Raw genomic sequence first — 11,477 nt, 5'->3', positions numbered from 1 at the left:
ATCGACCTGAAGAAACGGGTCGAATATGGATTCGGTAGAGCATTTCCCTCACCCCAGCCCTCTCCCGGAGGGAGAGGGAGCTGACCGAGGTGTCTTGCGTCTTACATCGACCTGAAGAATCGGGTCGATTATGGATTCGGTGAAGCACATCCTCGCCAAGTGAGAGGGAGCTGACCGAGGTGTCTTGCGTTATTCATCGACCTGAAATGTTGGATTCGCTAGCGTTCGTTCAAGTCGGTGTACTTCTGCAATATCCCCCAATCGGTCCCCTCTCCCCCTGGGAGAGGGTTAGGGTGAGGGCTGTTGAGCGACCACAAAAGCCTCATCCACCCGCGCCAGATCCTGTTCGTTCAAGGTCCCGGCGTAGTAATGCAACTTGGTCCAGGCCATCAAATAGTCGTACCGCGCCTGCGCCAGATCGCGGCGAGTGGTAAACAGCTGCTGCTCGGCGTTCAAGGCGTCGAGGTTGGTCCGTTCGCCACTGAGAATGCTCTGCTTGGTCGACACCACCAGCGCTTCCGCCGAGCTCAATGCCTTCTGATAAGCGCGCAACTTGCTCACTCCGGACAAACAGGCACTGAACTGACGACGCAGTTCGATCAGCGTCTCACGCGTCTTGCCATCAAGCTCGTACTCGGCCTGCTCCATGGTGCGACTGGCCTGACGCGTCGAAGCCGAGACTCCGCCACCGGCATACAACGGCACGCTGACCTCAAAACCGATGGTGTTGGTCTCGTAGCGCTGGTTGTAGGTGTTGCCGCTTTCCGATTCGTTCTGACGCATTGAGGCATAAGCACTGACTTTCGGCAGATGCCCGGCGCGATTGCGCTCCACCTCATAACGCGCGACTTCCACGGCTTGGCGCTGCGAAGCGAGATTCGGGTTATTGCTCACTGCCATTTCGTGCCAGGTGTCGTAATTGGCCGGCATCAGCGCGAAGGTCTGGAAGTTTGGGCCCAGCGGCGCCAGATCGCCGATATCCACCGCAGGCGTGCCCACCAGCGCACCCAGTTCCCGCAGCGCGGCATCCTGTTCGTTGCGCGCCTCGATCTCCTCGGCGGTCGCCAGTTCATAGCGCGACTCAGCCTCAAGAATATCGGTGCGGGTGCCCTCGCCTTGCTTGAACATGTGCTCGTTCTGCTGGAACTGCTGCTCGTAAGCCTTCTTCTTCGCCTGAGCGATGTCGATCTGGTCCTGCGCAAACAACGCCTTGGTGTAGTTATCCAGCACGCGGACCAACAGCTCCTGGCTCTTGCCGCGAAAGTTCTCGTCGGCAAACAACGATTGCGCGACGCCTTTGCGATACGCGGCATAAGCCTCGTAGTCGAGCAGTGGTTGTTGCAAGGTCAAGGCCGAGCCATAACTGCTGTAGTTGCGGTCATCGGTACGGTTACGCGCGCGCTCATCCAGAGAGGTGGCTTTCGACGAGTTGCGGCCCTTGTTGTAGGTGTAGCCGATGCGCGGCAGCAATCCGGCGCGGCCAATCGCGCGGTTTTCCAGGCCGGCGTCACGCTCCTTGATCGCCCCGAGGAATACCGGGTCATTGCGCAACGCCTGTTCGTAGATCTCGAACGGCCCCATGGCCGCTACTGCTGAGTGACTCGCGAGCAGCATCATTGCCGCGCCGAGCAGGGAACGCTTATTCATACAGCCGAACATCCTTATTCCTCGGTCAACGCGGAGCCGGCCCGGTCGAGCAGCGGTTTGAACAGATAGTTGAGGAGTGAACGTTCGCCGGTGCGCACGAACATTTCTGCCGGCATGCCGGGCTTGATCACCAGACCGTTGAGTTTTTCCATGGCCTGATCGCTGACGCTGCTGCGCAGGACGTAATACGGCACGCCGGTTTTCTCATCGACCATCTGGTCGGCGGAAATCAGGCTGACTTCACCCGGAACGCGCGGGGTTTTGCTCTGGTTGAAGGCGGTAAACAGGATGTCCACCGGCAAATGCGCGCCGACCTTGTCGATCAGGTTGATCGGCAAGTGCCCTTCCACTTCCAGGGTGGTGCCTTGCGGAACGATCTCCAGCAACGTTTCGCCTTGGCGCACCACCGCGCCTTCGGTGTGCACGCCGAGGTTGACTGCCACACCGTCAGCGGTGGCGATGATTTCGCTGTGTTGCAAATCAAAACCGGCGGAAGTCAGTTGCTCCGACAGGGTCACGCTTTTCAGTTGCGCATCGGCCAGTTGCGTGCGGACTTCCTTCTGGTATTCCTCGGCGTGCTGTTGCAGTTTCAGGCGCGATTCAAGAATGCCCTGCTCGACCCGCCCGCTTTCACCGGTGTTTTCCGCCAGTTGCTGTTGCACTTGCGACAGTTGCCGCTGGTATTCCATCAAGCGGTTGCGCGGGATGTAGCCGTTGTCCGCTAGCGGTTGCAGGTTGCTGAGCTGTTGTTGCAGCGAGTCGGCCTGGGCGTTGAGGTCGGTACGGGCGCGGCGCATGCCGGCCAGTTGCGCGGTGGCGCCTTCGATGCTCGCGCGCAGCCCGGCCTGCTCGCGGTAGTACGCCTCGCGGCGGCTGCTGAACAGTTGGCGCTGGCCTTCCAGCACCAGTGCCAGACGCGGATCCGGATCATTGCTCAGCTCGGCCGGAAAGGTCACTTGCTTGAGGTTGTCACGTTCGGCCTGCCAGCGCGCGAGGCTGGCCCAGGCCATCCGGTATTGCGCTTGCAGCGACTGCACATCAGCGGCAACTTGCGTCTGATCGAGACGGAACAGCGGCTGGCCCTGCTTCACGATTTCGCCTTCGCGCACCAGAATCCGGCTGACCACGCCGCTGCTCATCGACTGCACGGCTTTGCGTTTGCCCGACACCACGACCGTGCCTTGCACCGGGATGCCCTGATCCAGCGGGGCCAGAGCGGCCCAAGTGAAGAAACTGCCGGCGCCGACGATCGCCAGAATCCAGCCCATGCGCGCGAAAAACTTCGCATCGCGCTCCGGGCGTTCGGTGATGTAGGCGTGTTCCATGCTCGCTTCGTTTTCAGTGTTCATGCTTGCGCTGCTCATACACCCGAGTTCCTTGTCGAGGGCTGATACTGTCGGCTCATGCTGAGCCCGCCCGGTGCCGGTGCAGCTTTTTCCCGTTGCTGTTCTTGCTGGCCGGAGAGTGCCTTGAGCACGTCCTGACTCGGACCGAAGGCTTGCAGACGCCCGTCATTCAGGACCAGCAATTTATCGGCTTGGGCCAACACCGAAGAACGGTGCGTCACCAATACCACCGTGGTGCCCTGGGCTTTGAGTGCGGCAATGGCGCTGGCCAATGCGGCTTCGCCGACGGTGTCGAGGTTGGAGTTCGGTTCATCCAGCACCACCAGGCTTGGCGTGCCATACATGGAGCGCGCCAGGGCCACGCGCTGTTTCTGGCCGCCGGACAGGCCGCTGCCGTCCTCGCCCAGTTGCGTGTCGTAGCCTTGCGGCAGACGCAGGATCATTTCGTGCACGCCGGCCTGTTGCGCAGCGGCAACGACCTTCTGCGGATCGGCCTCGCTGAAACGGGCGATGTTCTCGGCGATGCTGCCACTGAACAACTCGATGTCTTGCGGCAGGTAGCCGATGTACGGGCCAAGGTCATCGCGGTTCCAGCGATGAATGTCCGCGCCATCGAGGCGCACAGTGCCGCCGAGGGTCGGCCAGACACCCACCAGCACGCGGGCCAGGGTCGATTTGCCGGAGCCGGAAGCCCCGAGTACGCCGAGCACTTCGCCGGCATTCAGATTGAAATTGACCATCTGCAGGGTCGCCGCGCGTTGCCCCGGCGGGCCGGCGCTGACCTGTTCGAAGGTGATCTGGCCTTTCGGCGCCGGCAGCGCCATGGCGTCGTCACTCGGCGGGAAGGCTTGCAGCAGCGCATCGAGACGGCGGTAAGCCAGCTTCGCCCCGCTCCACTGCTTCCATACGGCAATCAACTGGTCGATCGGGCTCAGTACGCGGCCCATCAGGATGGAACCGGCGATCATCATCCCGGCGGTCATGTCGCCCTTGATCACCAGCAATGCGCCCAGGCCCAACACCAGCGATTGCAGGCACAGACGCAGGGTTTTGCTCAGTGAGCTGATCACTGCACCGGTGTCACTGGCCTGATTCTGCAGGCCGAGGAAACGCGAGTGCACCTGAAACCAGCGTTTACGCAGGGAACCGAGCATGCCCATCGCCTGAATGGTTTCGGCGTTGTGCAAATGGCTGGTGGCCAACTGGCTGGACTTCTGCGAATAACCGGCGGCTTCGCCCAGCGGCTTTTTGGTCATGTATTCGTTCAGGCACGCCAGCCCTATCAGCAACAGTGCGCCCGCAGTAGCGAGCACGCCGAGCCAGACGTTGAACAGGTAGATCACAAACAGATAGACCGGGAACCACGGCGCATCGAAAAACGCGAACAGCGCTGGCCCGGTGACAAATTGGCGAATGTGCGTCAAATCACCCAGCGACTGCCCGGCGTTGCCCTCGCCTTTGAACAGGTTGCGCTCGAACGCCGCCTGGTAAACACGCAGGTTGAAGCGGCGCTCCAACTGGCTGCCGATGCGGATCACGATAAAGCTGCGCACCACTTCGAGCAGGCCGATAAAGGCGAAGAAACCGACAACCATCAGCGACAGCATCGCCAGGGTCGTTTCGTTCTGCGACGACAGCACCCGGTCATAGACCTGGAGCATATAGATGGAGGGCACCAGCATCAGCACGTTAATCAGTGCGGTAAAGCAGCCGACGCTGATCAGAATGCTCTTATAGTCACCCAAAGCCTTGAATAACGGAGCGGTGGCTGGGGCCTTCGCCATCTTCATTGATTCTTCCTGAAATGTTCGGTCTCGCCACACTTGGGCGAGGCTTCAATTAATGTTCCGCTTACCTGCGAAAGATGACTTGCAAGTACCCGCTTACACTTTCATAACAACTTGCGTAATTAACAGCGGTGCAGTTGTCATTCGCCGTCTCTTATAACCAGCTTGTGGCGCTTTATATTAAAAATTTGTCGCGGATTCGATAATCAAGGCTGTTTCACTGTGTGCGTTAACGTGATCACCAGACCCGACTTCAAAGTGGTCGAGTAAAGCCCGTCACTTTGTCGGCTGAAGAACTGGATTCTTGAGCCTTCCTTGCCGGTAATCGAGAGACCGTCCGGATCGGGAAACCAGCCGATCGGGGTTTGCTCAAGCCATGCACCGAGACAGTCGGCCCCTTTGCCCAAGGTCTGATTGGATTCAAGGTCGATCAGACAAGTATTCGAAGGCTTGTCCTGCTGCTTTTGCGCTTCTCGATCATCATCCCGGGTAGACAAAGTCGCTTGCCATTGCCCCGCAAACACCGATGGATCTTCGAGTCTGAGGCTGCTTGCCATGCTGGTTTCTCCTGAAATCATGATGAGCGCCGCCGAGAGCCACGCTGCTACCGTGTAGGTAAAAGCTTTATAGATCATAGGAATATTCGCTCCGGCGTGTAGCCTTGCTTACCTGCCAATACGATGCAAGCAAAGAAAGCGGCGCATCACGCGCCGCTTCCCACTGCTACATCACGCCACGATGTCGCTGGTCGCTGCCTGGCCAACGGTGCTGACCTGGAAATCAGCCACGCCGAACCCGGAGAAGTCCACCGACAGCAGGCTGTTGCCGCCCGACGACGTCAGGATGGCGTCACCGGCAGCACCGGTGAAGCTGCTGACGAAGTGCAGGCCTGCGCCATTGGTGATGCCGGTCAGGTCGATTTTGTCCAGACCGCTGACGAAATCGAGGATCTGATCGATCGCACCCGGCTTGGAATCGGAACTGGCTGCGAACACAAACGTGTCCGAACCCGCGCCGCCCCACAGTTTGTCAGCACCACCGCCACCCCAGAGGATGTCGTTGCCAGCACCGCCCTTGAGCTCGTTGGCCACACTGTTGCCGATCAGCAGATCGTTGCCGGAACCGCCAATGGCGTTCTCGATAATCGCGCCCTTGGCGATGGACACGTTACCGACCAGGCCGCCAACGTCAGAGAACGAGGCGTCCTTGAGGTTGATCTTCTGGTTCTGGGTGAAGCCCGAGAAGTCCAGAGTGTCCTTGCCACCCGCGTCCCACACCGAGAACACCACTTTGTCACTCGACGACGAAGCGCTGAGGAAATCGCGGCCGGTGTTGGAGTTGAAGCCGTAGGTGGTGTCACCGGTACGGGTGGTGGTGTTGGCACCGTAGAGCTTCTGGATGGCAGCGATATCGTCCATCAGCGGGCCGGACGAATACGCTTCGACACCGCCCTTGCTGAAGTTCTGATTGGTGTTGCTTTCGCTCCAGTAGCTCATGACGCTGTAGCCGCGGGTGTCTTGCCCGTAGGACGCGTCGTTGTAGGTCGGGTTGCCATTGCCGGCGTTGTAGTCGCCAGGGTGAGCGAGACCCAGGCTGTGGCCGATTTCGTGCGTCAGGGTCTGACGGCCGTAGTTGTTCAGATCCGGGTTCTTGTTCTGCGTGTAGCCACTGTTGATCAGGTACCACGAGGTGCCGTCATAACCGGCGCCGGTGCCTGGCAGATACGCGAACGCTGCAGCGCCATCCTGGCCACCGCTGTAGTTACCGAAGGTCATGTGGCCGTCACCGCCCGAGGCTTTCTCGGTGAAGGTCACGTTGGCCACGTCAGCCCAGGATTGCATGGCGAGCTTGGCCTGGGATTGTTGTTGTGCACTGAACTGACTGAACCCGCTGATCCCGTGCTTGTTCATCGTGCTGGACGATGCCGAAGTCAGGAACGTATAGGTGAGTTCGATCTTGCCGCTGCCGTCCTTGTCCTGGTAGGCAGCGCCGTCGCGCAGCAACTGGGTTGCGGCCTGGTCGACGGAGAAGGAGGGTTTGCCATTGACCGTGAGGTTGCCGCCACGATCGTATTGATGGCTGAAGCTATTGATCTGGTTGTACGCCGAGCTGAAGGCAGACAGCTGAAAAGCCTGTTCGGCGGCATCAATAGCATTCGCTTTAACTTTCGACATAAACACACTTCCTTGTTTAGCAATGGAACAGTTTTTGTCCGACAGGACGATCTCTGGCGAGTTCGTCCTATCACTCGCCCAATGAAGGCGTAAGAAACCTGACACAATTTGAAATCTGCCGTAAAGGATTTTTTTGAGATCAAATCGGGCTGTTTCGGGAAACTGCCGTAAACAAAGCGTGCGGGGATGAAAGAATGTTTTAGTTGCGCGGCTTTTGCCTAATTGTCTGACGATTTTCTATTTAAATATTAAATATGGGTAAGTTGTTTTTTGTTAGGCGCGTCTCACTTTGCTGCACTTTATTAGTGCGATGCCAGTGTATTGATATCAACCAGATAAATACGCAAAAAACCTGTGGGAGCGAGCCTGCTCGCGAAGGCGTCAGGTCAGACAACATTGATGCTGAATGACAGATCGATTTCGCGAGCAGGCTCGCTCCCACAGGGATTTGTGTATGCCTGAGTGATTAGCTACCGGTACGGATCTTGTTCCACACCCGCGTGCGGATCCGGTCAATGTTCAACGGCATCGCTTCCAGCGCAAACAGCTTGCCCATCATCTCCGGGCTCGGATACACCTTGGTGTCGTTCTTGATCGCCGGGTCGATCAGGCTGTCGGCCTGCTCATTGCCATTGGCGTAGTGCACGTAGTTGCTGATGCCAGCCATCACGTCCGGGCGCAGCAGGTAGTTCATGAACGCGTAACCCGCCTTCTCGTCCGGCGCATCGGCCGGCATGGCAACCATGTCGAACCAGATCGCCGCGCCTTCCTTGGGAATCGCGTAGCCGATGTCGACGCCGTTTTTCGCTTCCTTGGCGCGGTTTTCGGCTTGCAGGATGTCACCGGAAAAACCGACCGCTACACAAATGTCGCCATTGGCCAGGTCGCTGGTGTATTTCGAGGAGTGGAAGTAGCTGACGTACGGCCGCACTTTCATCAGCAGCGCTTCAGCCTTTTTGTAGTCCTCGGGATTTTTGCTGTGGTGCGGCAGGCCCAGGTAGTTGAGCGCCGCCGGGAGCAATTCCGGGCCGTTGTCGAGGATGGCTACGCCGCACTTCTGCAGCTTTTCCATGTATTCAGGCTTGAAGATCAGGTCCCAGGAATCCACGGGCGCATCGTCACCCAGCACGGCTTTGACCTTGGCGATGTTGTAGCCGATGCCGGTGCTGCCCCACAGATAGGGGAAGCCGTGTTCGTTGTTCGGGTCATTGGTCTGCAGCGCTTTGAGCAGCACCGGATTGAGATTCTTCCAGTTGGGCAACTGGCTCTTGTCGAGTTTCTTCAGCGCCCCGCCCTGAATCTGCCGGGCCATGAAGTGGTTGGACGGAAACACCACGTCGTAACCGGATTTGCCGGTCATCAACTTGCCGTCGAGGGTTTCGTTGCTGTCGTAGACGTCATAGGTGACACCCACGCCCGTCTCTTTTTCGAAGTTCTTGGTGGTGTCCGGCGCGATGTAGTCGGACCAGTTGTAAACCTTGACCGTTTCCGCTGCCTGAGCAAGGGAAACGGCGAGCATCAGCGGTGCCAGAGCGAGGGTCTTGCGGATCATGGATCGATTCCTGTGTGGGTTTTCTTTTTTGTTGGCAGGCAATCAAAGGATCAAAACAATCAAAAAATCAGCACGTAGCTCTTGCGCACGGTTTCCTGGATATCCCAGATCCCGAGCGTATTGGCCGGCAACATCAGTGCGTCGCCACCTTGTATGTGCAGGGTTTCGCCGCCACCGTCAGGGGTGAACGTGCAGCGCCCGGAAATGAAATGGCAGAACTCTTGCGCGGTAATCTGCCGACGCCAGCGGCCCGGGGTGCATTCCCAGACGCCGGTTTCAACGCCGTCATCGCGCTCGACGCTGGTGGTCGAAGCAATGGCGACCGGTTCGCCGAGCGGCACGGCCACCGGATTGGACTCGTCGAGTTGCAATGTCGCGGTGTTTTTGAACTGGGTAATGCTCATGGTCTGACCTGTTTTTTGGGCTTTCTTGAAGTAAATCGACGTTTAGTGCATGAAACCTTCCATGAAACCCGCCACCTGACTGGCGAGCTTGCGCCGCCATGGCGCGGTCGCCGGGTTGGCCAGGGTCTGGTCTTCGTGGACGAAACTTTTGATGATCGCGTTGTAGCCGAGCCAGCGGCACGGCTCTGGCTCCCAGGCGCGCAGTGCGTGAATGCCGCCGTCGGGTAGCACCCATGGCTGCTGAGTCAGTTCGGTGTCGCGTTCGAGAATCAGATCCGCCAGCGTGCGGCCGCCAAGGTTGCTGGCGCCGACGCCCTCCCCGCCATAACCGCCGGACAGCGCGATGCCGTTGGTGCGATCGCAAAGCATGTGCGGCTTGAAGTGCCGTGACATGCCGAGGTTGCCGCCCCAGGCGTGGGTGATCTGCACGTTTTTCAATTGCGGGAACAGCTCACCGAACAGATAGCGGCGCAATTCGACTTCATCGCGGGTCAGATCGAAGTTATGGCGCAACTTGCCGGCGAACTGGTAACCGCCACGGGCGCCGAAGATCAGGCGATTGTCGGCGCTGCGCTGGCCGTAGGTGACCTGGCGGCTGAATTCGCTGAAGGCTTGGCCGCGATTGAGGCCGATTTCATCCCAAGTCGCGGCAGACAACGGTTCGGTAGCGACAATCAAGCTTTGCACCGGTAATTGATAACGGCCCAGCGGCGGCAAGGTCACCGAATAACCCTCGACGGCCGGCACGATCCAGCGGCTGCGCACGCTGGCCTTGGCGGTGCGCAAGCTGCCAGACTGCCAGTGGGTGACCGGGCTGTTTTCGTAGATCTTCACGCCCATGTTCTGCACGGTGCGCGCCAGACCGCGCACCAGTTTCGCCGGATGTATAGTCGCCACGTGCGGCGCGTAAATCCCGCCATAAGGCTTGGCGACGCGGATCTGCTGGGCCAGCTGTTCGGGACTGAGCCAGCGGTAATCGTCGTCGGTCAGGCCTTGGCCGTGCAATTTGTTCAGGTATTCACGCAGAGAGGCTTCCTGCTCCGGATAGCGCGCCGCGCAATACAGCACGCCGCCCTTGCGGTAATCGCAGTTGATACCTTCGCGTTCGAGGACGACTTCCACTTCATCGGGAATGCTGTGCAGCAGATCGAATGACGCGCGACGCTGTTCCGGCGACAGTCCAGCCAGCAAGCGATCTTCGCCAAGCAGATTGCCCATCAGCCAGCCGCCGTTACGACCGGACGCGCCAAAACCGGCGGTCTGCGCCTCGACAATCGCAATGTCGAGCCCCGGCGCGAGTTTCTTCAGGTAGTACGCGGTCCACAGCCCGGTGTAGCCGGCGCCGATGATCGCCACGTCCACGTCCAGATCTCGCTCAAGCTCGGGCCGCGCGGTCAGCGGCTCGTCGAGTTGATCCATCCACAAACTGATAGTGCGCCACGCCGGCATGCAAGACTCCGCCACTGAAAACCTTCGATGGCGTCGATCCTAGTGCGCGGGCTCAGGAGAAGTCTTGCGCGCGTGTCCGCAAAGAAATTTGTTTAACGTAAGCCTTCGGAGACTGGCCAGTGTGCTGGCGGAAACAGCTGTAAAACGCCGACAACGAATTGAAACCGGCAGCGAACGCCAATTCATCGATGCGCACCGGCGGCGTGGCGCTATCGAGCGAGCGCAGCAAATGTTGCAGGCGCGCCTGATTGACGTAGCGATAGAAGCTTTGCCCGAGCACCTGGTTGAGCAGATAGGAAATCTGATTGCGGCTGTAACCACACTCCTTCGCCACCCGCTGCAAGTCGAGTTCGGGATCGAGGTACGGCTGCTGCTTTTCAAAGTACTGTTGCAGGTCTTCAGCCATGAAACTCAATTGACGCGGCGACAGACCCAGGCGACTGACCGCCGGGCGCTGGCTTGAAGAGGTTGGGCCATGGGTTTGAGTGCGCACCAACGAAGCGTATTCGTTGACGCGCCAGATCAGCCCGTCCTTCACCGTGATCGCTTCGCTTGAGCGAAACGACACCAGCCCGTCGCCGCCGCGCAAGGTCACTTCGTATTGAATGAACGCGGTATTGCCGTCGACGCGAATACGGTCGCAATGCTCGAGCAGTTCGTCGGATTCACGCGGCATGCTGACGCGCACGTATTCGCGCAACTCGGCGAGACCGAGCACGCGGTTCTGAAAGAAATCGTTGTACTGGATGTCCGGGTGATACAGCGCCATGACGCTGTCGAGGTCGCGGTGCTTCCAGCTCAGGTGATAGCGCATGACCGTGGCCGCCGTAGCTTTGGTCTGTTCTGGGCCGTCGTCGTCGGCGTGCATAAAGGGCTCGGCGAAAAAGAATCGAGCTTGCCCAAGTTCGGCACGTGCTTCAATGACTAATCCGTAGTGGCCTTTTGGCGATGACTGCGTAGGCCGTGACTTACATCAAAAAATGCGAAGCAATCGCAAAAAGAACTGAAAAATCTCACAGGAATTTCACATAGGGATGCTACTTTTAATGTCAGTCACCGGTTGAGCCAATGAAGGCTCTTCCCTCCTAACATGAGCAAACGGAAGCGCTCGATGAAGA

At 58.8% G+C, this 11,477-nt stretch carries 9 protein-coding genes; all 9 read right to left on the bottom strand.

What is annotated here, in order from left to right:
* Positions 1-288: 288 nt before the first annotated feature.
* On the bottom strand, positions 289-1,659 hold the full coding sequence (locus CCX46_RS14320; protein ID WP_127927380.1) for a TolC family outer membrane protein: 1,371 nt from the start codon (positions 1,657-1,659) through the stop codon (positions 289-291).
* A 2-nt stretch (positions 1,660-1,661) separates the two neighbouring features.
* A complete protein-coding gene (locus CCX46_RS14315) occupies positions 1,662-3,011 on the bottom strand; it encodes an HlyD family type I secretion periplasmic adaptor subunit (RefSeq protein WP_034154169.1) in 1,350 nt (449 codons plus the stop codon).
* The gene (locus CCX46_RS14310) at positions 3,008-4,783 is read right to left on the bottom strand and encodes a type I secretion system permease/ATPase (protein WP_127927378.1); all 1,776 of its coding nucleotides are present in this window, start codon (positions 4,781-4,783) and stop codon (positions 3,008-3,010) included. The genes CCX46_RS14315 and CCX46_RS14310 overlap by 4 nt, the downstream gene beginning before the upstream one ends.
* A gap of 203 nt (positions 4,784-4,986) precedes the next feature.
* On the bottom strand, positions 4,987-5,415 hold the full coding sequence (locus CCX46_RS14305; protein WP_158013180.1) for an AprI/Inh family metalloprotease inhibitor: 429 nt from the start codon (positions 5,413-5,415) through the stop codon (positions 4,987-4,989).
* Positions 5,416-5,508: 93 nt separating this feature from the next.
* Positions 5,509-6,954, bottom strand: coding sequence for a serralysin family metalloprotease (locus tag CCX46_RS14300; protein ID WP_127927375.1), 1,446 nt, complete (start codon positions 6,952-6,954; stop codon positions 5,509-5,511).
* A 466-nt stretch (positions 6,955-7,420) separates the two neighbouring features.
* On the bottom strand, positions 7,421-8,506 hold the full coding sequence (locus CCX46_RS14295) for a polyamine ABC transporter substrate-binding protein (RefSeq protein ID WP_127927373.1): 1,086 nt from the start codon (positions 8,504-8,506) through the stop codon (positions 7,421-7,423).
* A 59-nt stretch (positions 8,507-8,565) separates the two neighbouring features.
* Positions 8,566-8,910: a cupin domain-containing protein gene (locus tag CCX46_RS14290; RefSeq protein WP_093431317.1), complete on the bottom strand. Its 345-nt coding sequence runs from the start codon at positions 8,908-8,910 to the stop codon at positions 8,566-8,568.
* A gap of 42 nt (positions 8,911-8,952) precedes the next feature.
* Positions 8,953-10,359: an NAD(P)/FAD-dependent oxidoreductase gene (locus tag CCX46_RS14285; RefSeq protein WP_127927371.1), complete on the bottom strand. Its 1,407-nt coding sequence runs from the start codon at positions 10,357-10,359 to the stop codon at positions 8,953-8,955.
* A 52-nt stretch (positions 10,360-10,411) separates the two neighbouring features.
* The gene (locus CCX46_RS14280; RefSeq protein ID WP_127927369.1) at positions 10,412-11,227 is read right to left on the bottom strand and encodes an AraC family transcriptional regulator; all 816 of its coding nucleotides are present in this window, start codon (positions 11,225-11,227) and stop codon (positions 10,412-10,414) included.
* Positions 11,228-11,477: the final 250 nt, after the last annotated feature.

It is taken from the genome of Pseudomonas sp. RU47 (assembly GCF_004011755.1).
Taxonomy (GTDB): Bacteria; Pseudomonadota; Gammaproteobacteria; order Pseudomonadales; family Pseudomonadaceae; genus Aquipseudomonas.
Note: the sequence above shows the minus strand (reverse complement) of the source record. Positions and strands in the feature narration are given on the sequence as shown.

Coding starts and splice junctions, on each gene's coding strand:
- CCX46_RS14320 (WP_127927380.1), bottom strand. CDS start 1,659: ATGTTCGGCTGTATGAATAAGCGTTCCCTGCTCGGCGCGGCAATGATG.
- CCX46_RS14315 (WP_034154169.1), bottom strand. CDS start 3,011: ATGAGCAGCGCAAGCATGAACACTGAAAACGAAGCGAGCATGGAACAC.
- CCX46_RS14310 (WP_127927378.1), bottom strand. CDS start 4,783: ATGAAGATGGCGAAGGCCCCAGCCACCGCTCCGTTATTCAAGGCTTTG.
- CCX46_RS14305 (WP_158013180.1), bottom strand. CDS start 5,415: ATGATCTATAAAGCTTTTACCTACACGGTAGCAGCGTGGCTCTCGGCG.
- CCX46_RS14300 (WP_127927375.1), bottom strand. CDS start 6,954: ATGTCGAAAGTTAAAGCGAATGCTATTGATGCCGCCGAACAGGCTTTT.
- CCX46_RS14295 (WP_127927373.1), bottom strand. CDS start 8,506: ATGATCCGCAAGACCCTCGCTCTGGCACCGCTGATGCTCGCCGTTTCC.
- CCX46_RS14290 (WP_093431317.1), bottom strand. CDS start 8,910: ATGAGCATTACCCAGTTCAAAAACACCGCGACATTGCAACTCGACGAG.
- CCX46_RS14285 (WP_127927371.1), bottom strand. CDS start 10,359: ATGCCGGCGTGGCGCACTATCAGTTTGTGGATGGATCAACTCGACGAG.
- CCX46_RS14280 (WP_127927369.1), bottom strand. CDS start 11,227: ATGCACGCCGACGACGACGGCCCAGAACAGACCAAAGCTACGGCGGCC.